Source organism: Enterobacter sp. QK-SA4 (assembly GCF_056856775.1).
In genome coordinates this window covers 3672326-3695999 of the sequence record NZ_JBXFXH010000007.1, presented here as the reverse complement: position 1 = coordinate 3695999, position 23674 = coordinate 3672326, and the positions used below count along the sequence as shown (strand labels likewise).

Genomic DNA, 23674 nt, shown 5'->3' with positions numbered 1-23674 from the left:
CTGCTGCGCGGTCGCGTTGTGAAGGATTCAGGCGCGATATAAATTATAAAGAGAGGAAGAGAACAGTGAATAAATCTCAACTGATTGACAAAATTGCTGCGGGTGCTGATATTTCTAAAGCTGCAGCTGGACGTGCGTTAGATGCTTTAATTGCTTCTGTTACTGAATCTCTGCAGGCTGGGGACGACGTTGCACTGGTAGGTTTCGGTACTTTTGCTGTTAAAGAGCGTGCTGCCCGTACTGGCCGCAACCCTCAGACCGGTAAAGAGATCACCATTGCTGCTGCTAAAGTGCCGGGTTTCCGTGCAGGTAAAGCGCTGAAAGACGCAGTAAACTGATTGCTTTCCCGTTTCAGGGAAGCCGGAAAGTACAAGGGCGCATCATTTGATGTGCCTTTTTTGTTTGTCCAGACCTGATTTGTGCGAGTTTATGCGAGTTGTGGGCTGACAATCGCCCCGTTTTCTTGTCACAATACGCCTTCACGCGCGACGGGCAGGATTTTCCGTCAGCGTCAGGTAACCAGTCACCTACAGCGGAGTGTTGTTACACCATGATGGACAGCTTACGCACGGCTGCTAACAGTCTCGTGCTCAAGATTATTTTCGGTATCATTATCGTGTCGTTCATATTGACCGGCGTGAGCAGTTACCTTATTGGCGGTGGCGCAAACTACGCCGCAAAAGTGAATGGCCAGGAAATCAGCCGTGGTCAGTTCGAGAATGCTTTTGCCGGTGAACGTAACCGTATGCAGCAACAGCTGGGCGACCAATTCTCTGAACTGGCGGCGAACGAAGGGTACATGAAGACCCTGCGCCAACAGACGCTGAACCGTCTTATCGACGAAGCGCTGCTTGATCAGTATGCCAAAAAACTGGGCCTTGGCATCAGCGATGAGCAGGTGAAAAAAGCCATCTTCTCCACGCAAGCCTTCCAGTCTAACGGTAAATTCGACAACGCGCGTTACAACAGCATCGTCAATCAGATGGGGATGACGGCCGACCAGTACGCTCAGGCGCTGCGTAACCAGCTGACCACCCAGCAGCTTATCAATGCCGTTGTGGGCACCGATTTCATGCTCAAAGGTGAAACGGACGAACTGGCCGCGCTGGTGGCGCAGCAGCGTGTTGTACGCGAAGCGACCATTGATGTGAACGCCCTGGCGGCGAAACAGCAGGTGAGCGATGCTGACGTTAACGCTTACTACGAGCAGAATAAGAACTCCTTTGTTTCTCCAGAGCAGTTCCGCGTGAGCTATATCAAGCTGGATGCGGCCGCGCTGCAGGAAACCGCGTCTGATGCTGAAATCCAGTCTTACTACGATCAGCATCAGGATCAGTTCACTCAGCCGCAGCGTAACCGCTACAGCGTGATTCAGACGAAAACTGAGGCCGATGCTAAAGCGGCGCTGGATGAGCTGAACAAAGGCGCTGATTTCGCGACCGTTGCGAAAGCGAAATCCACCGACATTATCTCTGCGAAAAACGGCGGTGATATGGGCTGGCTGGAAGACGCGACCACCCCAGACGAGCTGAAAAATGCCGGTCTGAAAGAGAAAGGTCAGCTTTCAGGCGTTATTAAGTCTTCCGTTGGTTTCCTGGTCGTGCGTCTGGACGACATCACTGCGGCGAAAACCAAGCCGCTGGCTGACGTTCGCGATGATATCGCGGCGAAAGTGAAACAGGAAAAAGCGCTGGATGCCTATTACGCGCTGCAGCAGAAGGTGAGCGATGCTGCCAGCAACGACAACGAATCTCTGGCAGGTGCAGAGCAGGCGGCGGGCGTGAAGGCGGTTGAAACGGGCTGGTTTGGACGTGACAACCTGCCGGAAGAGCTGAACTTCAAACCGGTTTCTGATGCTATCTTCAACGGTGGTCTGGTGGGTGAGAACGGCACGCCGGGCAGTAACTCTGACATAATTACCGTCGACGGCGATCGTGCGTTTGTGTTGCGCGTCAGCGAACACAAGCCAGAAGCGGTCAAACCGCTGGCGGAAGTGAAGGATCAGGTTATCGCTCAGGTTAAGCACAACAAAGCGGAACAGCAGGCGAAACTGGATGCTGAGAAGATTCTGTCCGATCTGAAAGCGGGTAAAGAAGATGCGCTGAAAGCGGCTGGCCTGAGCTTCGGTGAAGCGAAAACGCTGAGCCGTACCGGCCAGGACCCAATCAGCCAGGCTGCGTTTGGTCTGACGCTGCCTGCCAAGGACAAGCCAAGCTTCGGCACCACCACCGATGCACAGGGTAACGTCGTTCTGCTGGCGCTGGATGAAGTGAAAGCCGGTACCCTGCCAGAAGCGCAGAAGAAAGCGATGGTTCAGGGGATTACCCAGAACAATGCTCAGATTGCCTTCGAAGCCATGATGAGCAACCTGCGTAAAGAAGCCAAAATCAAGCTGGGTGATGTGATGACTCAGCAGCAGTAATTACGTGTCTGCTCGCAGATTTTCGTAACGCTCTGCAAAAACTAAAGGCCGCTTTCGCGGCCTTTTCCATTTCTGCAATCTGCTGTTTGTGCCGGTTTTAACTGGCGGCTATCGTGACGTGGCTGTCAACAAACAAGGAGATAACAGCATGAAATGTGGAATCAAAGCACTGTTAATTACGCTGGCTATTGCCACCACCGGGATGAGTGCGGGTGCGATGGCGTCGGCCCCCGCCGCCAAAACACAAGCTACCCAGAGCAAGTCCGACGCGGCAGCGCCGGTGCAAGGGCAAACCAAAGCGACAGACGCCGGTAAAAGTGCGGATGATGACGGTACGCGGGTCAGTATCAATTCGGCCTCAGCGGAAGATCTCGCCCGTGCGATGAATGGCGTGGGCCTGAAAAAAGCGCAGGCCATCGTCAGCTACCGCGAAGAGTATGGTCCTTTCAAAACGATCGACGATCTCAGGCAGGTGCCGGGCATGGGCAGCGCGCTGGTTGAGCGCAACCTCTCACACCTGACGTTGTAATTACGCAATTTCTTGCACTGCGGCAAAATTTTGCCAGGATAAAGAGGTCATACCAGTTATGACCTCTCTTCCTACAATAACAGTAAAGGCTATTGCGCTATGCAGACAAAAATCAAAGTACGCGGTTTTCATCTCGACGTTTATCAGCATGTGAACAATGCCCGCTATCTTGAGTTTCTTGAAGAAGCGCGCTGGGACGGGCTGGAAAATAGCGAAAGCTTTCAGTGGCTGACCGCGCACAACATCGCGTTTGTGGTCGTCAATATCAACATCAACTACCGCCGTCCGGCCGTGCTGGGTGACGTGCTCACGGTCACCAGCCAGGTGCAGCAGATCAATGGCAAAAGCGGGGTCTTAAGCCAGGTGGTGACGCTCGATCCAGAAGGGCAGATGGTCGCAGATGCGTTGATCACGTTCGTCTGTATCGATCTGAAAACGCAGAAAGCGCTACCGCTGGAAGGGGAATTGCGGGAAAAGCTGGAGTTGATGATCGCTTAGAAAGTTTGTCTTTTATAAAAGACAAAAGGATTTTTCAGGGATAGAATAATGGACAGGGACTATGTCGTTGAACGCTACCGGACCCGTGACGGAAAAGTACCGTTTGAGGAGTGGGTAACGAAGATGAAGCGAAAGGATCCGGAGTTAGCGTTTCGGATCCTTCTGCGAATTGACCGTGCTGAGAAAGGGAATTTCGGCGATTACCGATATCTCAGTGAGGGTATCTGGGAATTGGAAATTGATTGTGGTCCCGGCTATCGAATCTATTTTGCGGTACAACATCGGAAGATCCTGTTGTTGCTGATCGGCGGTGACAAAAAGAGTCAAAAGACTGATGTGAAACTGGCAATAGATTACTGGAAAGATCATCAAATGGATAAACCGGATGAGCAAGACCCAACGAAAATTTTCTAGTTCCATCAGCCATGATGACGCCGTCGTAAAAATGCTTCGTGAAGACCCTTCCTGTGCCCAGCTATATCTGCAGGTTGCGTTGGATGAGATTTACGAAGAGCAGGGGATCCCTGCATATTTAATCGCGTTAAGACGTGTTATCGAATCCCGCGGCGGCATAGGTGAAATCGCTGCCAAAGCAGGTCTGTCCCGTCAGCAGCTATACCGAACCCTATCAGTCAACGGAAACCCAACGCTGACAACGCTGATGAAAGTCACCCGTGCTGCCGGTGTGAAACTGTTCGACAGCACGGTGAAGTAGCCCTATTTAAGTCCGGTTTTTTTCTGCATCGCGGCCATCACGCCGGATTTATCGGCAAGATAGTGGTTCAGCCCGTTAGCGCGCAGATTACAGGCTGCACACTGGCCGCAACCGTCGCCTTTGATACCGTTATAGCAGGTGAGCGTTTCGCTGCGAACAAGGTCCAGCTTGCCCCAGTAGTCCGCCAGCGCCCAGGTTTCGGCTTTATCCAGCCACATGAGCGGAGTTTCAAAGCGCGTCTCTTTCGCCATCCCCAGATTAACGGCGTGGTTTAACGCTTTCACGAACTCATCACGGCAGTCCGGGTAGCCGGAGAAGTCGGTCTCGCACACGCCTGTGATCACCGCTTCGGCGTTGACCTGATAGGCGTAGATCGCCGTCAGGGTCAGGAAGAGGATATTACGGCCCGGCACGAAGGTATTCGGAATGCCGCTGGCATCGGGTTCATAGTCTGGCACAGGAATACTGTCGCGGGTGAGGCTGCTCACGGCCAGTTCATTTAACAGCGTAACGTCCAGCACCTTGTGCGCGCGTGCACCCAGTTTCAGGGCTAGTTCACGAGCAACGTCGATCTCAGCGCGATGACGCTGACCATAATCGAAAGTGACACAGTGAACTTCATCGTACTGATGAAGGGCCTGGACCAGGCAGGTAGTAGAGTCTTGTCCTCCGCTGAACACGACGACGGCACGTTTCATAAATCATCTCGACTGTTACGGTAAAAACGTTATGTTACCGTCTGACCACGACGGCGACCAGCTTCTTCACGATTTGGGAGCGGGCAGCCAGGCTTCGGTAAAGTCAAACCAGCCGCGGGTGTTGAGGCGTATACCATTCACGCCAGGCGGAGCACTGATTTGGTATTGATAATTAAAGAGTGGCGTAAGCACCGCACTCTCCATTAGCCGGTTAAAGATGGCTTGCAGCCCCGCGTGTCTATCCTGAGCCTCGGCCTGTGTCTGTACCGCATCCAGCGTGGCTTGCAGATGAGCGTAAGCCGGAGCGCTAAGAACGTGCGGCCAGAGGGCATCGCAGCGCAGCCACTGTTCAAGCGTATATTCCGGCGCTTCGCCAATCAGCCTGTCCCCCATCATGATGTCTGCATCGGCAAGCTCCAGGCATCCGTCCCACGTCTTGGCGTCGTGAAAGATGACGGTCAGTTCACACCCCTGTAGCGCCAGGTATGCCTTCAACTGGCTGGCCATGGTGTGAAGCTCAACAGGGAGATGGTAAACCAGCGTCAACGCTTCAGGGAGGGTTACGTCCGATAAATCAGGCCAATCGGGGATGGTCCACCCGGGAAGCAGTTCCTGAGTGGGCGTGATAAGCCCTTCGTTTAGCGGAAGTGTGTGAAGAAGCCTGGAGAGATGAATGATATTGATAAGCCGCTTTGCCTGAATCTCACTCAGGCGGGCGCTCTGTTTTAGCGTGAGGTAGCAGAACCCCAGGCTGGTGCTGCTGCTTACCAGCCGCAGACTTTCCAGCTCGTCGGCCTCGCCGATCGCGATTTGCACCGGGTGACGACAGCTGGTGCCCAGGCTGTAATCAAAAAGCTGGGGAGTGATCCAGTATTCGATGGCTTTGAGCAGCGGATGGCTCAGGTGATACTGCTCATGGCTTTCCAGACGAACCAGGTCGGGCTCAAAGGCGGCCAGCCGAAAGGGGCCACTGCCAACCGCAGGATGGTCGGGATGCGCCAGACGGCTACAGTAGGTTGCCAGCCTGTGCGGCAGCCAGTAGTCCGGTTGATGCAGCGTAAACGTCAGACACTGTGGATGCGTTGTTTCAATACATAAGACGCTCTGAAACAGAGTGCGCAGGGCAGGAAGCGTAAACAGCGCTGTCAGACTTCGCTGGAGTTGCGCCGTTTCTATTTTATCGCCGTTATGCCAGTGCAGGGTGGAACGAATGTAGAAATGCCAGCGCAGGCCGTCAGCAGAGACATCCCAGTGATGCGCCATATCGCCCGCGGGTTCACTGCTGTTACCGTTAAAACGCGTCAGGCCTGAAAACACCTGTCCCGCCAGATGCTGCTCTGCCCGGCCCGGTAAAAAACCCGGCTGAAGCGGCTCCAGAGAGCGATAGTAGGGGATGCGCAGCGTCGGCGTGTCGTTTTGCCACTGCCCGCCCAAAAAAGGATGAAGTAATGACCGCAGCGCTTCAGGGGCCAGCTGGGCCAGTTCCAGCGCGTTATGCTGCTGCCCGCTTTTCAGCGCCTCTTCCATCATCGCATTGCGCAGTGACTCCGGGGCGACATGGAACGTTAGCTCACCGCGCTTACCGCGGCCAGACTGCGCTCGCCAGCTGAGCCAGCCCGCCTCCTGGGCCTGGCGCAGCAGGGTTCGGACATGCCGCTCGCTACAAAAACAGCGGGCGGCCAGCTCGCTGATGGTGACCTGTTGCGTTGCACCCTGAGAAGGCTGCCAGAGGCGGTGATACTGGTTGAGTCGATTGAGCTGGCGCATAAAAAACCCGGAACAATAATTTTCATCTATTCACTATTACTTCCGTATATCTCACACGATACTGTTGCACAAGTTAACCGCATCACATTTCGGGAGTAATCATGGCTCGGCTCGCTGCATTTGATATGGACGGTACGCTGTTAATGCCGGATCACCGTTTAGGGGAAAAAACCCTGAACACGCTGAAGCGCCTGCGCGAGCGTGATGTCACCCTGACGTTTGCCACTGGGCGTCATGTGCTGGAGATGCGCCATTTGCTGGGGGCGTTCTCCCTCGACGCCTTTCTGATCACCGGCAACGGGACGCGAATTCACTCCGTAGAAGGGGATGTGCTGCACCGGCAGGATCTCAACCCGGAAGTCGCGGATATCGTGCTGCACAGCACCTGGGACACGCAGGCCAGCGTCCACGTCTTTAACGATCGCGGCTGGTTCACCGGAAGCGAAATCCCGGAATTATTGCATGCGCATGTTTACAGCGGTTTCAAATACCAGCTTATCGATCTGCGTCGGATCCCCGCCCATGCGGTAACCAAGATCTGTTTCTGCGGCGATCATGACGATCTCTGCCGCTTAAGGATTCAGCTGAATGAGGCGCTGGGCGACCGGGCGCATCTGACCTTCTCGGCGGTGGATTGTCTGGAAGTGCTGCCGGTGGGCTGTAACAAAGGCTCCGCTCTGGCGGTGCTGAGCGACCACCTTGGCTTAACGCTGCAGGAGTGTATGGCGTTTGGTGACGCCATGAACGACCGCGAAATGCTCGGTAGCGTAGGTCGCGGTCTGATCATGGGGAATGCGATGGCGCAGCTGAAAGCAGAACTTCCCCATCTGCCGGTTATTGGCCACTGCCGCAATGAAGCAGTGTCCCATTTTTTGACGCATTGGCTGGACAACAACAATCTCCCGTATTCCCCCGAATAGTGAGACCCTTCCAGCAAGCCAGACTTCGGTCTGGCTTTTTTTATTTCACCAGGTCTGCAATCTGCGCTTTCCACGGGGCGATATCGCCGATGTTGGCCTGCACCCACTCTGCGTTGTAGTAGGTATCGAGATAACGCTCGCCGCTGTCGCACAGCAGCGTGACGATGGAACCGGTGCGGCCCTCTTCGCGCATACGGGCGGCAAGCTGCAGTGCGCCCCACATATTTGTGCCCGTCGATGCGCCCACCTTGCGGCCCAGCTGCGTTTCCAGCCAGTGCGCCGTTGCCACGCTTGCGGCATCCGGTACGCGCATCATCTCATCCACGACGTCGGGGATGAAAGAGGGCTCCACGCGCGGGCGGCCAATCCCTTCAATTTTACTGCCCACCGGGCTGCGCAGACCGGCATCGCGGTTTTGCCAGTAGTCGAGGAACACGGAGTTCTGCGGGTCAACCACCATCAGCTGGGTATCGTAGCCCTGACAGCGGATGTAGCGTCCGATCGTGGCTGACGTGCCGCCGGTACCGGCGCTCATGACGATATAGGACGGAACCGGATGCGGTTCGTGGATCATCTGGCGGAAAATGCTGTCGGCAATGTTGTTATTGCCGCGCCAGTCCGTCGCGCGCTCGGCGAAGGTGAACTGGTCCATATAGTGGCCGTTCAGCTCGCGGGCCAGCATTTCGGAGGCGGCGTAGATTTCGCAGGCGCTTTCCACAAAGTGGCAGCGTCCGCCGTAAAATTCGATCTGTTCGATTTTGCGTTTTGCGGTGCAGGACGGCATCACCGCGATAAACGGCAGACCCAGCAGGCGGGCGAAATAGGCTTCGGACACCGCCGTTGAACCGGACGAAGATTCAATAATAGTGGTGCCTTCTTTAATCCAGCCGTTACATAAACCGTATAAAAACAGCGAACGCGCCAGGCGATGCTTCAGGCTGCCGGTGGGATGAGTGCTTTCATCTTTCAGATAGAGCTGAATGCCGTCAAATCCCGGCAGGGAAAGGCGAATCAGGTGCGTATCCGCCGAGCGCTGATAGTCGGCATTGATTTCGCTGATCGCATGTTTAACCCAGGTGCTATTCATCATCGTTATCCGTTTGTTATTTTGTGCCTAGGATAGCGAAAAGCACAGAAAAAATTGTTGCTATCTGGCCTTTAAAATAGAATGAAGAGAGAAAAATTTTCTCTGTGAGGTGGGTATGCTAGATAAAATTGACCGCAAGCTCCTTTCATTGCTGCAAAATGACTGTACCCTCTCTTTGCAGGCGCTGGCAGATGCCGTTAATCTGACCACCACTCCGTGCTGGAAGCGCCTTAAGAAGCTGGAAGATGACGGCATTCTTCTGGGGCGCGTCGCGTTGTTAGATCCCGAAAAGCTGGGGCTTGGGCTGACGGCATTTGTGCTGATAAAAACCCAACATCACAGCAGCGAGTGGTATTGCCGCTTCGTTACTCAGGTGTCTGAGATGCCCGAGGTGCTCGGTTTCTGGCGTATGGCCGGAGAGTATGATTACCTGATGCGCGTCCAGGTGGCCGACATGAAGCGCTATGATGATTTCTACAAGCGGCTGGTGAACAGCGTACCGGGTTTGTCGGACGTCACCTCAAGCTTCGCCATGGAACAGATTAAATACACCACAGCATTACCCATTGAATAACTTCGTAAAATACCTTCAGGAACAAACCGCGTGCGATTATTTGCCCAATTAAGCTGGTACTTTCGTCGGGAGTGGCAACGCTACCTCGGTGCAGTCGCCCTGCTTATTATTATTGCCATCCTGCAGCTGATCCCGCCGAAAGTGGTGGGATACGTCGTGGATGGCGTCACCGAACAGCATTACACCACCGCACGGGTGTTGATGTGGGTCGGCACGCTGGTGCTGACGGCGGTCATTGTTTATCTGCTGCGCTACGTCTGGCGCGTGCTGCTGTTTGGTGCGTCCTATCAGCTGGCCGTTGAGCTGCGTGAAGATTTTTACCGCCAGCTGAGCCGACAGCATCCCGAATTTTATCTGCGTCATCGCACCGGGGATCTCATCGCCCGTGCGACGAACGACGTCGATCGCGTGGTCTTTGCCGCCGGGGAAGGGGTGCTGACGCTGGTGGACTCGCTGGTGATGGGCTGCGCGGTGCTGATCGTGATGTCCACACAGATCAGTTGGCAGCTGACCCTGCTTGCCCTGCTGCCGATGCCGATCATGGCGCTGGCGATCAATCGCTATGGCGAACAGCTGCACGAGCGCTTTAAGCTGGCCCAGGCGGCGTTTTCGTCGCTGAACGATCGCACCCAGGAGAGCATGACCAGCATCCGCATGATCAAAGCGTTTGGTCTGGAAGACCGTCAGTCTGCGCTGTTTGCCGCCGATGCGGCAGACACGGGGGCGAAAAACATGCGCGTCGCGCGTATCGACGCCCGTTTTGACCCGACGATTTATATCGCAATCGGCATGGCAAATATGCTGGCCATTGGCGGCGGAAGCTGGATGGTGGTGCAGGGCACGCTTACCCTGGGGCAATTGACCAGCTTTGCGATGTATCTGGGTCTCATGATCTGGCCGATGCTGGCGCTGGCCTGGATGTTTAACATCGTGGAGCGCGGCAGCGCCGCCTACAGCCGAATTCGCGCCATGCTGGCCGAAGCGCCGGTGGTCATCGACGGCAGTGAAGCCGTACCGGAAGGGCGCGGCGTCATGACCGTCGACGTCCGCAAGTTTGTCTATCCGCATACGGAGCATCCGGTGCTGGAGAACGTCAGCTTTACCCTGCAGCCAGGGCAAATGTTGGGCATCTGCGGCCCGACGGGATCCGGCAAAAGTACCGTGCTCTCTCTGCTTCAGCGCCACTTTGACGTCACCGAAGGCGATATCCGCTTCCACGATATTCCCCTGACCAGACTGCTGCTGGACGAGTGGCGCGGTCGCCTGGCGGTCGTCAGCCAGACGCCGTTTTTATTTTCGGACACCGTGGCGAACAACATTGCCCTGGGACGCCCTGGGGCGACGCAGGACGAGATTGAACATGTGGCGCGTCTGGCCAGCGTACATGATGATATTTTGCGTCTGCCGCAGGGGTACGAAACGGAAGTTGGGGAACGCGGCGTTATGCTGTCCGGCGGGCAAAAGCAGCGTATCTCCATTGCCCGCGCGCTGCTGCTGAATGCTGAAATCCTGATCCTGGATGATGCGCTTTCCGCCGTGGACGGCCGTACCGAGCATCAGATCCTGCATAACCTTCGCCAGTGGGGTGACGGACGCACGGTGATTATCAGCGCCCACCGTTTGTCGGCGCTCACCGAAGCCAGCGAAATTGTGGTCTTACAGCACGGGCACATTGCCCAGCGCGGTCAGCATGAAACGCTTGCCGAGCAGCCGGGCTGGTATCGCGATATGTACCGCTATCAACAGCTTGAGGCGGCGCTGGACGATGCGCCGGAGCAGGATGAGGAGGCCGCCAATGCGTAAGCTCGGAACGATGTGGCCGACGCTCAAGCGTCTGCTGGCCTACGGCTCGCCGTGGCGTAAACCGCTCTCCGTGGCCGTGCTTTTACTCTGGATAGCGGCGATTGCTGAGGTGAGCGGTCCGCTGCTCATCAGCTATTTTATCGACAACATGGTCGCCAAAAGCTACCTTCCGCTTGGGCTGGTGGCGGGTTTAGGCGTGGCCTACGTTGGCCTGCAGCTGGCGGCGGCAGGGCTGCACTATGCTCAGTCGCTGCTGTTTAACCGCGCAGCCGTGGGCGTTGTTCAGCAGCTGCGTACGGATGTGATGGACGCGGCGCTTCGCCAGCCGCTTAGCGAGTTTGATATCCAGCCGGTCGGGCAGGTGATTTCGCGCGTGACCAACGATACCGAGGTGATCCGCGATCTGTACGTTACCGTGGTCGCGACGGTGTTACGCAGCGCGGCGCTGATTGGCGCGATGCTGGTGGCGATGTTCAGCCTCGACTGGCGCATGGCGCTGGTGGCGATCACCATCTTCCCGGCGGTGCTGATTGTCATGGTCATTTACCAGCGCTACAGCACGCCAATCGTGCGTCGGGTGCGCGCGTATCTGGCCGACATCAACGATGGCTTCAATGAAGTGATCAACGGCATGAGCGTCATCCAGCAGTTCCGCCAGCAGGCCCGCTTTGGCGAACGCATGGGGGAAGCCAGCCGTTCGCACTACATGGCGCGTATGCAGACGCTGCGGCTTGATGGTTTCCTGCTGCGTCCGCTGCTGAGCCTTTTCTCGGCGCTGGTGCTTTGCGGGCTGCTGATGCTCTTCGGGCTGAGCTCAAACGGTACGATTGAAGTGGGCGTGCTGTACGCGTTTATCAGCTATCTCGGACGCCTTAACGAGCCGTTGATAGAGCTTACCACCCAGCAATCGATGCTGCAGCAGGCGGTGGTCGCCGGTGAGCGCGTGTTTGAGCTGATGGACAGGCCGCGCCAGGCCTACGGCAATGACGAGCGTCCTCTGCAAAGCGGGACTATCGCCTTTGATAACGTCTCGTTTGCCTATCGCGAAGACCGGCTGGTGCTGCAGGACATCACGCTTGACGTTCCGTCGCGCGGTTTCGTGGCGCTGGTGGGGCATACCGGCAGCGGTAAGAGCACGCTCGCCAGCCTGTTGATGGGCTATTACCCGGTCACGCACGGCGAAATCCGCCTCGACGGGCGCCCGCTCGCGTCTCTCAGCCACACCGTGTTGCGTAAAGGCGTCGCGATGGTGCAGCAGGATCCGGTCGTGCTGGCCGATACTTTCTACGCGAACGTGACCCTTGGCCGAGACTACTCCCAGGAGCAGGTCTGGGACGTGCTGGAAAAAGTGCAGCTTGCAGAGCTGGCGCGCGGGTTTAGCGATGGGATCAATACCAAACTGGGCGAGCAAGGGAACAATCTCTCCGTCGGGCAAAAGCAACTTCTGGCGCTGGCGCGGGTGCTGATTGAAACCCCGCAGATACTGATTCTGGATGAAGCGACGGCCAGTATTGACTCCGGCACCGAGCAGGCCATCCAGCAGGCGCTGGCCGCCGTACGCGACCATACGACGCTGGTGGTGATTGCCCACCGTCTTTCCACCATCGTCGATGCCGATACTATTCTGGTGCTGCATCGCGGACAGGCCGTTGAACGCGGTACCCACCGTGAACTGCTGGAAGCAAAAGGTCGCTACTGGCAGATGTACCAGCTGCAGCTGGCGGGCGAAGAGCTGGCGGCCAGCGTGCGTGATGAAGAGTCGCTTAGCGCCTGATGCACCAAAATGAGGCGACGCGCTAACAGTCATTCCTGTTGGTGCAAAACGGAAACGCACCCTGCACCGGCATGGTGCGTTTTTTTTCACCTGTTCGTTTATTAAGGCCGCGTAATGCTCTGTGCGCCGCCGTTCCCCCTCGTTTTCATTTCTGGCACACCCCTTGCAATACCTTCTGCGTAAGCTGCGGCCATTACCGAATTCTGACTGGAGGGGATCTATGAAGCTGGTTACGGTTGTAATCAAACCATTCAAACTCGAAGACGTGCGTGAAGCGTTGTCTTCAATGGGTATTCAGGGACTGACTGTCACCGAAGTGAAAGGCTTTGGTCGTCAGAAGGGTCATGCCGAGCTTTATCGCGGGGCGGAATACAGCGTTAACTTTCTGCCAAAAGTAAAAATTGATGTCGCGATTGCTGACGATCAGCTTGATGAAGTCATTGATGTCATTAGCAAAGCGGCCTATACCGGCAAAATTGGCGACGGCAAAATTTTCGTTGCCGAACTGCAGCGCGTCATTCGCATCCGTACCGGCGAATCTGACGAAGCGGCATTGTAAATAACGCCTGGCACACAGTGATAGGGATCGAGAAAATGAAGATAGCAACACTCAAAACGGGTCTGGGTTCGCTGGCGCTGCTGCCGGGCCTGGCGCTGGCTGCTACCCCTGCGGTGGTCGACAAAGCCGATAACGCCTTTATGATGATCAGCACCGCGCTGGTGCTGTTCATGTCAATTCCGGGCATTGCGCTGTTCTACGGCGGTCTGATCCGTGGCAAAAACGTTCTCTCCATGCTGACGCAGGTTGCCGTGACGTTCGCACTGGTCTGCGTGCTGTGGGTGGTTTACGGTTACTCGCTGGCGTTCGGCACGGGCAACGCGTTCTTTGGTAACTTCGACTGGGTGATGCTGAAAAATATTGAGCTGACCGCGCTGATGGGCAGCTTCTATCAGTATATCCACGTTGCGTTCCAGGGCTCCTTCGCCTGTATTACCGTCGGGCTGATTGTGGGCGCGCTCGCCGAGCGTATTCGTTTCTCTGCCGTGCTCATCTTCGTGGTGGTCTGGATGACGCTCTCCTATGTGCCGATTGCGCACATGGTCTGGGGTGGCGGTCTGCTGGCAACGCACGGCGCGCTGGACTTCGCGGGCGGTACCGTTGTACACATCAACGCCGCGGTAGCGGGCCTGGTGGGCGCCTACTTGATTGGAAAACGCGTGGGCTTCGGTAAAGAAGCGTTCAAACCGCACAACCTGCCGATGGTGTTTACCGGTACGGCTATCCTCTACTTTGGCTGGTTTGGCTTCAACGCCGGCTCGGCAAGTGCAGCAAACGAAATCGCCGCGCTGGCCTTCGTGAACACCGTTGTGGCCACGGCCGGTGCAATCCTCTCCTGGGTGTTTGGCGAGTGGGCGGTACGCGGTAAACCGTCACTGCTGGGTGCCTGTTCGGGTGCCATTGCCGGTCTGGTTGGCATTACGCCAGCGTGTGGTTATGTCGGCGTGGGTGGTGCGCTACTGGTCGGCCTGGTGTCCGGTCTGGCGGGTCTGTGGGGCGTGACCGCACTGAAACGTGTGCTGCGCGTTGACGACCCATGCGATGTGTTTGGTGTTCACGGCGTGTGCGGTATCGTGGGTTGTATCATGACCGGTATCTTCGCCGCGAAATCGCTCGGTGGCGTGGGCTACGCAGAAGGCGTGACCATGGTTCATCAGGTGCTGGTGCAGCTGGAAAGTATTGCAATCACCGTTGTCTGGTCTGCCGTTGTCGCTTTCATTGGCTATAAGCTGGCGGATATGACGGTGGGTCTGCGCGTACCGGAAGAGCAGGAACGCGAAGGTCTGGACGTCAACAGCCACGGCGAGAATGCGTATAACGCCTGATAAACAGCAAAACGGCAACTTCGGTTGCCGTTTTTAATGTTTATTCCCTCTCCCCATGGGAGAGGGTCAGGGTGAGGGCATCAGGCTGTACACAATCACCCGCGATTACGCATTACCCCTTCCTGCACCGTAGACGCGACCAGCACGCCGTCCTGAGTATAAAACTCCCCACGCACAAACCCACGCGCGCTCGACGCTGACGTACTCTCCACGCTGTAAAGCAGCCACTCATTCATGTTGAACGGACGGTGGAACCACATGGAGTGATCGATCGTCGCAACCTGCATCCCTTTTTCCAGGAAACCAACGCCGTGCGGCTGCAGCGCCACCGGCAGGAAGTTGAAATCTGACGCATAGCCCAGCAGATACTGATGCACGCGGAAATCTTCCGGCACGGTCCCGTTAGCCCGGATCCAGACCTGGCGCTTCGGCTCGGCGGTATGGCCTTTCATCGGGTTGTGGAACTCAACCGGGCGGATCTCCAGCGGCTTATCGCAGAGAAACTTCTCTTTGACCTGCGGCGGAAGCAGATGCGCCAGCGCGCGGGCGATATCCGTCTCTGACTTTAAAGAGTCGGGTGACGGAGCCGGGGGCATCACCTTTTGATGTTCGTAGCCGGGTTCCGGCGCCTGGAAAGAGGCGGTCATGTAAAAGATCGGCTTGCCGCTCTGAATGGCCGCTACGCGGCGCGCGCTAAAGCTGTTGCCGTCTCGCAGGACTTCAACGTCATACACAATCGGTTTTGCGCTATCGCCAGGGCGTAAGAAGTAGCTGTGGAATGAATGCACCAGACGGTCTGCCGGGACAGTCTCCTTTGCTGCGTACAGTGCCTGTCCGACGACTTGCCCCCCGAAGACCTGGCGTAAGCCGAGATCTTCGCTCTGTCCGCGAAAGAGTCCTTCCTCAATTTTTTCCAGATTCAGTAATGTCAGCAGATTGTTCAGTGCCTGACTCATAGTTGTCCTCAATAAACGCCGTAGCGAAAGATAGGCAGAGTATAACGCAGAAATGAAAGTGGTCCGATGGGTAGAATAATCTGAATATCGGCACGTTTTCAGGCATAAATCGGTGATCTGTGCCACACTTAGATACGTTATGTGATTGAAACGACATCGGATGGGATCGATCCCGCTGGTGCATTGATAAGGAGACTTCAATGAAACTCGTGCCCATGCTAAGTGGTGTAGCTATTGCGGTGGCGTTGTCCGCCTGTGCCGGTAAGAGTGCCCAGGTGCCGGTACCAGCAGCCGACCCGAACGGGATTAATACCCTTTCACAGCAATCCATTCAGCAGCCTAATGTTTCCGGTACCATCTGGATTAAACAGAAAGTTGCGCTGCCGCCGGATGCGGTATTAACCGTAACGCTGTCTGATGCTTCTCTGGCCGACGCACCGTCGAAAGTGGTGGCCCAGCGTGCCGTTCGTACTGAAGGCAAGCAGGCGCCGTTTAGCTTCGTGTTGCCGTATAACCCGTCGGACGTGCAGCCTAACGCCCGTATCCTGCTGAGCGCAGCGGTAACCATCAACGGCAAGCTGGTGTTTATCACCGATACGGTCCAGGAAGCGATCAACAACGGTGGGACAAAAATCGACCTGAACCTGGTGCCGGTACAGCAGACCGAAGTGCCGGTCGCACCGCAGACCAATCAGCCGTCCCTGCCAACCCCACCGACTCAGATGTAATTTCTGCATTTCCCCTCTCCTCCGGGAGAGGGGTCAATACACCCAGCGAAACTTCTGCAAATCGATCTGACCCGACCCTGACACCTGCACCCCTTCTGAAAGTAACGCCTGACGCTGACGCTGAAGATCCGGCCCGGTGAGCGAAATGGCGCCATGACGATTCACCACCCGATGCCAGGGCAGCGTACTGCCTTCCGGCAGCCGTTTCAGGACGCCTCCAACCTGTCGCGCCGCGCGCGGGGAACCGGCCAGACGCGCGACATCACCATAGGTGGTGACATAGCCTTCCGGGATTGAGGCCACGATTTGCCATACGCGCTGTGGAAAGGAGTCGTGTTCGTCCATACCTTGACCTGTAGGGAGTGTCTGGAAAGCTATGGTAAACGAAGATCTTCATGATTGCTGCGCCTGTTTGCGCAAGAAACCAGCATCCGGTTTCTGGTCGCTTGCAATTGGGTCTTAGCACAGGGATAATGCGCCAGCGCGTTGGTTATCAACGCTCTCAATGGGGGCTCTGTTGGTTCTCCCGCAACGCTACTCTGTTCACCAGGTCAGGTCCGGAAGGAAGCAGCCAGGGCAGACGACGTGTGTGCCGGGATGTAGCTGGCAGGGCCCCCACCCATTTCTGCTAAGTGCATGATATCCATCATGTAACCCTCTGTTTTCGTGCATTGAAACGGCGGTGATACAACTTTCGTGTATCACTTAGGACGCTAATCAATGTCGCATCTGATGCTTTCCCGTCACGGGATCTGGTACTACCGTAGGGTCTACCTGACACCTCGGAAACGCCGTGAAATTCGTATTTCTCTTCGCACACGTTCCAAGCGTGAAGCTTTGCTCCGTGTGGAGAAATATCTCACCTCACAACCTTTCCACTGCGTTCCGCAGTCCATCCCGGCACACACTGCAACCCCGTCTGCTTCCTTCCAACAACCACAACAGAAAAAGCCTTTCAAGAGCCTGAAGAGCGAGCTTGATAAGTACACCAAGGCTAAAACAGGAGAGGTTGGTGAACGGGAAATACTGACGATCAATAGGTGCGTAAATGCATATCTGAATTCTACAAAAGAGCCTTTCAGCAAACGAAGCGCGGCGGCGTTTGTTGATGGCCTTGAAGGTTCAGCATCCACCAGAAACCGTTACATCAAAAAGAACTCGGCGTTTTTCAAATGGCTTGCAACTCGCACGGATGATGAGATTCGAAACCCATTTGAGGGGATGGGTGTTAAGGAAATAACCGCACCAATGGATCGCCGTCCAGCATACACGCTCAACGATCTGAAACGATTGCACATTGCTTTACATGGCGTGAAGGATTGGAAACGGTGGATCATTCTGATTGGTCGCTATTCGGGAATGAGGCAGAATGAGATTTGCCAGCTTTACCACAATGACGTGATGAAAGTTGACGGAGTTTGGTGCTTCCGAGTTGATAACTTGAATCCGAATCAGACGCTTAAAACGGACAGTTCGCGCCGATTCGTTCCGATCAATTCGCAACTGCTGACACTTGGTCTACTTGATTTTATCAAAGAAAGAAAAGGCCATCTGTTCCCTGAGCTAACATTGCATCTTGGGAGCTATGGTCACTATTTCAGCCGTTGGTTTACGAGGTTCAGAGGCAAGCATAGCCTGCCTGAATATCATTCACTGCGCCACTATGCCGCCACAACATTTAAACAGAATGGCTTCCCTGAACAGTTCGCTTCGCAGGTGCTCGGACACTCGAACGCAACGATCACGTACAACCGATACGGGAAGGGGATTGCTGTCAGGACGCTCGTCGAGTTAATTGAGGTACTCTAAAGTTATCTGGATAAGCAAATTCACGCTGGTTCAAAAGGGGATAAATACGCTTCGAAAATCTTGAGTGCCAATCATAACCCCTTTAAATATAGAGGTTTTGTGATCCGTGTTGTTTTAGCGAGGTTTCCAAAAGTGATAGTCTGGAAATCATGCTAATGCACTATTGATGGGGGTAGGATAATTATGCCAACTCGTAGAATCGCTTATGCATACTACGATCCTGATTGGATTAAAGGCGAGCATACGCTTCTCGCCCTCAAAAGGAATACTGTCGAGCCGCTTGCTTATTCACTGTCTATGAAAGGATATATTTTTTGTCCTTCTTGCTATGAACATATAACTCGAGTGCCTGCCGATCCTGACAAGGGCATGACTACGAATGAAGTTCCGGCCTATTACAAACACCTTAAAGATGATAATGCGCCTTTCTGTAGTTTGAGATGTGGCCCCATTCAGTACAAAAAATACGCATCTCAAGAGGACGCAAAAAAAGCCGTTGAAGATGAAGAGCTTATAGTCATAAGCGGTTTTCTCGAGTCTCGTCCTGATAACAATCCAAGGATCGATTCTGAGGGCAGTGAGGTACCTGTCGATTCTCATTTTGAGAGAAAAAATGGCAAAGAGGTTTCATTGCCTATTTCCCGCCATCATGGTGAGTCTTTCAAGGTTCCGAGCCAAGTAACTAGTGTCCAGTCTTTATGCGTTAATTTCGATCATAATTATTACCGTGAGATTTACCTTGTTGGCGCAGATGGTAAAGCAAAGCGCTACAGATTTTGTGACTCACTAAAAGAAATCAATGACATAACTGAGGGTTCTCCTGATCCTGCATTCTTTTTTGGTACGTTTTGGAAAATTGAGACGTTTACAGGCCATAGTAATGTCTGGTTAAAGATCAACCAAGGAACATCATTTAGGGATTTCAGAGTACGTATCACTAATGATACCGCTGAAGGGAGAGGATTTTTTAATGATAAAAATCGTGGGAGGATAACCGTTTTTTATAGTCGAGTAGATGAGGTCGGCATGGGTTATATGACACCCCAGTTAGGGTGGGGGGAGGTGGCACTTTTGCCTGCAAAATATGATGATTTTTTAATCGGTGATTATGCGTCATCTCGTAAGGACAATCATTAATTTTCGATTGGTGTGAGGAATCGACAAGATTATAAGCCCTGCTGAAGCAGGGTTTTTTTATGTGTAAAGCTGACCGATAAGGCGGCTTCGTTCGACCATACGTCAGGTATCTGACCTGCCCCCACGATTAGATACAACACTCAGTTAGTAACGTCGGAATCTTCATTCTCAGAATGACCCTTTCTCCAGCCCGCTGCAAATTCAGACGGTGTCTGATAATTCAGCGTGGAGTGCGGGCGGCATTCGTTATAATCCTGCCGCCAGTCATTAATAATTTTCCTGGCATGAACGATATCGCTGAACCAGTGCTCATTCAAACATTCATCGCGAAATCGTCCGTTAAAGCTCTCAATAAATCCGTTCTGCGTTGGCTTGCCCGGCTGGATTAAGCGCAACTCAACACCATGCTCAAAGGCCCATTGATCCAGTGCACGGCAAGTGAACTCCGGCCCCTGGTCAGTTCTTATCGTCGCCGGATAGCCTCGAAACAGTGCAATGCTGTCCAGAATACGCGTGACCTGAACGCCTGAAATCCCAAAGGCAACAGTGACCGTCAGGCATTCCTTTGTGAAATCATCGACGCAGGTAAGACACTTGATCCTGCGACCGGTGGAAAGTGCGTCCATGACGAAATCCATCGACCAGGTCAGATTGGGCGCCGCCGGACGGAGCAGCGGCAGACGTTCTGTTGCCAGCCCTTTACGACGTCTTCTGCGTTTTACGCCCAGGCCACTGAGGTGATAAAGCCGGTACACGCGCTTATGATTAACATGAAGCCCTTCACGGCGCAGCAACTGCCAAATACGACGGTAGCCAAAACGCCTGCGCTCCAGTGCCAGCTCAGTGATGCGCCCTGATAAATGCGCATCAGCAGCCGGACGGTGAGCCTCATAGCGGCAAGTCGACAGGGATAAACCTGTAAGCCTGCAGGCACGACGTTGCGACAGACCGGTCGCATCACACATCAACATCACGGCTTCCCGCTTCTGGTCTGTCGTCAGTACTTTCGCCCAAGAGCCACCTGAAGCGCCTCTTTATCCAGCATGGCTTCGGCAAGCAGCTTCTTGAGTCTGGCGTTCTCTTCCTCAAGCGACTTCAGGCGCTTAACTTCAGGCACCTCCATACCGCCATACTTCTTACGCCAGGTGTAAAACGTGGCATCGGAAATGGCATGCTTGCGGCAGAGTTCACGGGCGGGTACCCCAGCTTCGGCTTCGCGGAGAATACTGATGATCTGTTCGTCGGAAAAACGCTTCTTCATGGGGATGTCCTCATGTGGCTTATGAAGACATTACTAACATCGGGGTGTACTAATCAACGGGGGGCAGGTCAGCTTGCCAGTGTATACTTTTGGTGATACAAAATCATTGCCCCACCGCTTTTTAGTGCATTGAAATACATAGGTTTTATTAGAAAAACTTAGCTGGCAGGGCCCCCACCCATTTGTGGCCTCATAAGATTCTTCTGCTTCACCTCTCCCTTACATCATTTCTCCACAATAAAACTACGTCTATATTGTGTAATATATATTTCATTGCAATGAAATATTATTGTCATAAACCTGTAATAATAGACTGTCATTTTATAATCGGACGGTTATTTTCTTCCATAACTCAAAAAAATATATATCTGGATAACATTGTTAAGTTCGTGTATTAAATAAAGTACTTATTCCGAAGGGAAGTGACAAACATGGCTACAGCGGTATTAAACGTTAAGATTGATGACGCGCTAAAAGAAAGACTTCGCCACTATGCGGAAGTCAATAACGAGAATTTAAGCGTGACGACAGAGAAACTGCTGCTGCTGGCGTTCGAAGCAGTAGAAGAGGCGGGAGTATCGGAAGAGGATATTGATAATCAGCATACGGAAGAAGAGAGTGTTTCTCCTTTTACTCCTAAAGAAATCAAGGCTCTACGTAAACTTCTGAAGAAGAGAAAATGAAACAACAACTGTCAACCGCCAGTGACTACAACGAGGCCTGCGATCTGTTGCGTTCAGGCTACGTGAAGCATGTACGTCTTGGCTGGAATGTTGGAAGCGATGAGTTCTTTCGTATTGCGTCTGACTGGTGTGATACCGGTGCGAAAATTAAGAAAGACGGTGATAACTTCGTTATTTCACTAAAAGGCTTTCCTATTCCTCCTCAGCATTAAACCCTGACCAGTGAAAACTGCTGACTGCATATGTTACAGTCAGCAGTTTTTATTTTATGATCTGCTTCTAATATTTTAATATTAGATCACGCTGCGTTTTAACGATGGCACGTTTTTATTCAGGGCGAGCCATAACGGTTTGATCCTCAGTAACGCCTGCTCAAGCTCTGTCGATTCCAGCGAGAAGGGCATACGTAAATAGCGGTCAAACGCCCCTGATAAACCAAATCGCGTCCCGGTTCCCAGGTTAATCCCGATTATTTCTGCCCGTGCGGCAAGCTGTGTCGCCAGCATGCCCGGGAGCTCTATCCAGTAAGAGAGCCCGCCTTCCGCCTCGTGGAATTTCCACTCCGGGAAATGTTCGCGCAGCAGGTCACCACAGCGATCGCGCCGTTCTGCCAGCATCTTCCGGCGTGCGGGCAGAAACGTCTCGCTGTTATTAATGAGCCATTGCATTGCCAGCTGTTCCAGCAGCGGCGAGCCTAAATCCAGGGTATCCCGCGTCTGGGCAAGCGTGGCGATGATGCGCGATGAGGCACGGATCCAGCCGAGACGCAGCCCGCCCCAGAAGCTTTTACCGGCAGAGCCTAAGGTGATGACGGTGGCCTGCAGGTTAAAGGCGGCCAGCGGCGGCGGGGGAGGCGCATCAAACCAGAGATCCACCATCGTTTCATCCACCACCAGCGCCGTGCGGGTTTGGGCTGCAATATCCGTGATGGCCTGACGGGTGGCGATATCCATACAGCGCCCGGTCGGATTATGAAAATCTGGCATCAGGTACGCCAGGCGCGGCGCCGTCTGGGCAAGCGTTGCGGCAAAGCCATCCGTATCCCAGCCGGTTTCTGGCAGCGACACTCCTACGGGCCGACATTGCGCTCCCTGAATGGCGGCAATCGCCAGCGGATAGGTGGGATGATCGACCACGACGCGGTCCCCCGGCCCGGTCATCATCCGCAGTACCAGCGCAAAGCCGCTGACGGCACCATTGACCACCATCACTTCATCTGCGCGGGTGGGAAGACCCCGCGCGGTGTAGCGCGCAGCGATGGCCTCCCGCAGCGTTGGCAGCCCAAGCTGATCGTAGCCCGTCAGCGAGAGATGCGGGGTAATGGCCGTGAGCGCATGGGTATAAGCCTGATGGATCTCCGGCCCGGCATTCAGGGCGGCAGTGGAGAGATCCAGTGCGGCGCTCGCCGCTGAAAGGGTAGGAACGGCGCGCGTGTCAGGGAGAATGACCCGTGACCCGCTGCCGTGGCGGCTTTCAAGGTACCCTTCTTCACGCAGGTGGGCGAGGGCGCTGCTGACGGTGGTTCGGCTCACGTCCAGCGCGGAGGCCAGCTCACGCTCGCCCGGTAGACGCGTATTCAAAGCCAGACGTCCATCGAGGATTAACAAACGCAGCGCGTCGGCCAGCTGTCGCCAGAGCGGGGTGCGGGATGAGGCTTGCTGCCAGTGGCCTAAAAGGCGTACCAGAGACTGACTTCCGAAACGACGTGATGACATATTCAGTCCACTATTTGAAAACTGGACATTAATCATAGTGCCATTTTAGGTCAGGATGAAAGCCTGGTTCACTGGAGAAGATAAAAATGGTACGTCGTCTGCTACAACTCTATGTCGGTTTAGGACTGTATGGCCTTTCCACCGCGATGTTTATTCGTTCCGATTTGGGTGTCGATCCCTGGGATGTGTTTCACCTTGGGGTGGGGATGCAGCTGGGGATGACTATCGGGACGGTGATCATTGTGACCGGCGCTGCGGTGCTGCTGCTGTGGATCCCGCTGCGCCAGATGCCGGGTCTTGGCACGATCAGCAACGTGATTTGTATCGGTCTGGCGGCGGACGCCAGCATGGCGCTTATCCCGGAACTGGATTCGCTAGCCGTTCGAATCGCTTTCCTGGTATCGGGCATCGTGATGAACGCGATTGCGACAAGCATGTACATCGGGGCCGGTTTTGGGCCTGGCCCGCGCGACGGCCTGATGACCGGCATTCACGCCCGGCTGGGGTGGTCCATTCGCAGCGTGCGTACCTCAATTGAGGTGTCCGTCCTGTTGATTGGGTGCGTGCTTGGCGGCACGTTTGGGGTGGGAACCGTACTGTATGCCCTGACCATTGGCCCGCTTATCCAGCTCTGTCTGCCCTGGTTCCGCCAGAAGCCACGCATTGCCGAAATACCCCAGCCGGAGCGGGTTGTTTAATTTTGCGAAGCGCTCA

25 protein-coding genes and 1 other RNA gene are annotated in these 23674 nt (G+C 54.6%); 19 read left to right on the top strand and 7 right to left on the bottom strand.

Going from position 1 to position 23674, the window contains the following annotated elements; all coding sequences use genetic code 11:
• Nucleotides 1-65 precede the first annotated feature (65 nt).
• The 6 genes from hupB (at nt 66) to AC1VYI_RS19445 (ending at nt 4164) form a co-directional block, all read left to right on the top strand.
• Nucleotides 66-338, top strand: coding sequence for a nucleoid-associated protein HU-beta (gene hupB / locus AC1VYI_RS19470; RefSeq protein WP_002444653.1), 273 nt, complete (start codon nt 66-68; stop codon nt 336-338).
• A gap of 212 nt (nt 339-550) precedes the next feature.
• A complete protein-coding gene (gene ppiD / locus AC1VYI_RS19465) occupies nt 551-2422 on the top strand; it encodes a peptidylprolyl isomerase (RefSeq protein ID WP_023310572.1) in 1872 nt (623 codons plus the stop codon).
• Between the two features lie 148 nt (nt 2423-2570).
• Nucleotides 2571-2951: a helix-hairpin-helix domain-containing protein gene (locus tag AC1VYI_RS19460; RefSeq protein ID WP_023310573.1), complete on the top strand. Its 381-nt coding sequence runs from the start codon at nt 2571-2573 to the stop codon at nt 2949-2951.
• 99 nt (nt 2952-3050) lie between these two features.
• Nucleotides 3051-3449: a YbgC/FadM family acyl-CoA thioesterase gene (locus AC1VYI_RS19455; RefSeq protein WP_023310574.1), complete on the top strand. Its 399-nt coding sequence runs from the start codon at nt 3051-3053 to the stop codon at nt 3447-3449.
• Between the two features lie 48 nt (nt 3450-3497).
• Nucleotides 3498-3863: a type II toxin-antitoxin system RelE/ParE family toxin gene (locus AC1VYI_RS19450; protein ID WP_134866742.1), complete on the top strand. Its 366-nt coding sequence runs from the start codon at nt 3498-3500 to the stop codon at nt 3861-3863.
• The gene (locus AC1VYI_RS19445; RefSeq protein WP_023310576.1) at nt 3835-4164 is read left to right on the top strand and encodes a helix-turn-helix domain-containing transcriptional regulator; all 330 of its coding nucleotides are present in this window, start codon (nt 3835-3837) and stop codon (nt 4162-4164) included. Before AC1VYI_RS19450 ends, AC1VYI_RS19445 begins: the two co-directional genes overlap by 29 nt.
• A 2-nt stretch (nt 4165-4166) precedes the next feature.
• On the opposite strand, the gene queC is transcribed toward AC1VYI_RS19445, so the two are convergent.
• Together queC and AC1VYI_RS19435 are read right to left on the bottom strand one after the other, a co-directional pair.
• A complete protein-coding gene (gene queC / locus AC1VYI_RS19440; protein WP_134866741.1) occupies nt 4167-4862 on the bottom strand; it encodes a 7-cyano-7-deazaguanine synthase QueC in 696 nt (231 codons plus the stop codon).
• Between the two features lie 66 nt (nt 4863-4928).
• Nucleotides 4929-6629, bottom strand: a complete 1701-nt coding sequence (locus AC1VYI_RS19435) for an SgrR family transcriptional regulator (protein ID WP_226483441.1) — start codon at nt 6627-6629, stop codon at nt 4929-4931.
• Nucleotides 6630-6730: 101 nt separating this feature from the next.
• Between AC1VYI_RS19435 and cof the strand changes: the two genes are divergently transcribed.
• Nucleotides 6731-7549: an HMP-PP phosphatase gene (cof, locus tag AC1VYI_RS19430; RefSeq protein WP_045400687.1), complete on the top strand. Its 819-nt coding sequence runs from the start codon at nt 6731-6733 to the stop codon at nt 7547-7549.
• Nucleotides 7550-7589: 40 nt separating this feature from the next.
• On the opposite strand, the gene AC1VYI_RS19425 is transcribed toward cof, so the two are convergent.
• Nucleotides 7590-8639 carry a PLP-dependent cysteine synthase family protein gene (locus tag AC1VYI_RS19425; protein ID WP_226483442.1) on the bottom strand — a complete coding sequence of 350 codons (1050 nt, stop codon included), beginning with the start codon at nt 8637-8639 and terminating at the stop codon, nt 7590-7592.
• A 112-nt stretch (nt 8640-8751) separates the two neighbouring features.
• Here AC1VYI_RS19425 and AC1VYI_RS19420 point away from each other — a divergent pair, with 112 nt between their 5' ends.
• The 5 genes from AC1VYI_RS19420 to amtB all read left to right on the top strand — a co-directional run bounded on the left by AC1VYI_RS19420 (nt 8752) and on the right by amtB (nt 14671).
• Complete coding sequence (locus tag AC1VYI_RS19420) at nt 8752-9210, top strand: Lrp/AsnC family transcriptional regulator (RefSeq protein ID WP_023310581.1); 459 nt, start codon at nt 8752-8754, stop codon at nt 9208-9210.
• 30 nt (nt 9211-9240) lie between these two features.
• On the top strand, nt 9241-11013 hold the full coding sequence (locus AC1VYI_RS19415) for a SmdA family multidrug ABC transporter permease/ATP-binding protein (protein WP_047173816.1): 1773 nt from the start codon (nt 9241-9243) through the stop codon (nt 11011-11013).
• Complete coding sequence (locus tag AC1VYI_RS19410) at nt 11006-12787, top strand: SmdB family multidrug efflux ABC transporter permease/ATP-binding protein (RefSeq protein ID WP_039263947.1); 1782 nt, start codon at nt 11006-11008, stop codon at nt 12785-12787. The genes AC1VYI_RS19415 and AC1VYI_RS19410 overlap by 8 nt, the downstream gene beginning before the upstream one ends.
• Nucleotides 12788-13007: 220 nt before the next feature.
• Nucleotides 13008-13346: a P-II family nitrogen regulator gene (gene glnK, locus AC1VYI_RS19405; RefSeq protein WP_008503304.1), complete on the top strand. Its 339-nt coding sequence runs from the start codon at nt 13008-13010 to the stop codon at nt 13344-13346.
• 35 nt (nt 13347-13381) lie between these two features.
• On the top strand, nt 13382-14671 hold the full coding sequence (gene amtB, locus AC1VYI_RS19400) for an ammonium transporter AmtB (protein ID WP_023310584.1): 1290 nt from the start codon (nt 13382-13384) through the stop codon (nt 14669-14671).
• Between the two features lie 95 nt (nt 14672-14766).
• Here the strand turns inward: amtB and tesB are convergent, their stop codons facing one another.
• Complete coding sequence (gene tesB / locus AC1VYI_RS19395) at nt 14767-15627, bottom strand: acyl-CoA thioesterase II (RefSeq protein WP_023310585.1); 861 nt, start codon at nt 15625-15627, stop codon at nt 14767-14769.
• Nucleotides 15628-15827: 200 nt separating this feature from the next.
• Between tesB and AC1VYI_RS19390 the strand changes: the two genes are divergently transcribed.
• Nucleotides 15828-16355, top strand: a complete 528-nt coding sequence (locus tag AC1VYI_RS19390; RefSeq protein WP_008503301.1) for a YbaY family lipoprotein — start codon at nt 15828-15830, stop codon at nt 16353-16355.
• Nucleotides 16356-16388: 33 nt separating this feature from the next.
• On the opposite strand, the gene AC1VYI_RS19385 is transcribed toward AC1VYI_RS19390, so the two are convergent.
• Nucleotides 16389-16700 carry an MGMT family protein gene (locus AC1VYI_RS19385; protein ID WP_029741631.1) on the bottom strand — a complete coding sequence of 104 codons (312 nt, stop codon included), beginning with the start codon at nt 16698-16700 and terminating at the stop codon, nt 16389-16391.
• A 170-nt stretch (nt 16701-16870) separates the two neighbouring features.
• Here AC1VYI_RS19385 and ffs point away from each other — a divergent pair.
• The 3 genes from ffs to AC1VYI_RS19370 all read left to right on the top strand — a co-directional run bounded on the left by ffs (nt 16871) and on the right by AC1VYI_RS19370 (nt 19301).
• Nucleotides 16871-16967, top strand: an RNA gene (gene ffs, locus AC1VYI_RS19380) — signal recognition particle sRNA small type.
• Nucleotides 16968-17075: 108 nt separating this feature from the next.
• Nucleotides 17076-18164 (top strand): site-specific integrase, encoded by a 1089-nt coding sequence (locus AC1VYI_RS19375; RefSeq protein ID WP_033486670.1) that lies wholly within the window; start codon nt 17076-17078, stop codon nt 18162-18164.
• 183 nt (nt 18165-18347) lie between these two features.
• Complete coding sequence (locus tag AC1VYI_RS19370) at nt 18348-19301, top strand: hypothetical protein (protein WP_049086735.1); 954 nt, start codon at nt 18348-18350, stop codon at nt 19299-19301.
• A gap of 140 nt (nt 19302-19441) precedes the next feature.
• On the opposite strand, the gene AC1VYI_RS19365 is transcribed toward AC1VYI_RS19370, so the two are convergent.
• A protein-coding gene (locus AC1VYI_RS19365) for an IS3-like element ISSen4 family transposase (protein WP_087451024.1) occupies nt 19442-20562 on the bottom strand; the annotation gives its coding sequence in 2 pieces (ribosomal slippage) (nt 19442-20304 and nt 20304-20562; 1122 coding nt in all).
• A 431-nt stretch (nt 20563-20993) separates the two neighbouring features.
• Here AC1VYI_RS19365 and AC1VYI_RS19360 point away from each other — a divergent pair.
• Together AC1VYI_RS19360 and AC1VYI_RS19355 are read left to right on the top strand one after the other, a co-directional pair.
• Complete coding sequence (locus tag AC1VYI_RS19360; protein ID WP_023310587.1) at nt 20994-21245, top strand: hypothetical protein; 252 nt, start codon at nt 20994-20996, stop codon at nt 21243-21245.
• Nucleotides 21242-21457, top strand: a complete 216-nt coding sequence (locus AC1VYI_RS19355) for a hypothetical protein (RefSeq protein ID WP_023310588.1) — start codon at nt 21242-21244, stop codon at nt 21455-21457. Before AC1VYI_RS19360 ends, AC1VYI_RS19355 begins: the two co-directional genes overlap by 4 nt.
• 81 nt (nt 21458-21538) lie before the next feature.
• On the opposite strand, the gene yczR is transcribed toward AC1VYI_RS19355, so the two are convergent.
• The gene (gene yczR / locus AC1VYI_RS19350) at nt 21539-22960 is read right to left on the bottom strand and encodes a MocR-like transcription factor YczR (protein ID WP_134866740.1); all 1422 of its coding nucleotides are present in this window, start codon (nt 22958-22960) and stop codon (nt 21539-21541) included.
• An 86-nt stretch (nt 22961-23046) separates the two neighbouring features.
• On the opposite strand from yczR, the gene yczE reads away from it, so the two are divergent.
• Nucleotides 23047-23658 carry a membrane protein YczE gene (yczE, locus tag AC1VYI_RS19345; protein WP_047173818.1) on the top strand — a complete coding sequence of 204 codons (612 nt, stop codon included), beginning with the start codon at nt 23047-23049 and terminating at the stop codon, nt 23656-23658.
• The last annotated feature ends 16 nt before the right edge of the window (nt 23659-23674 follow it).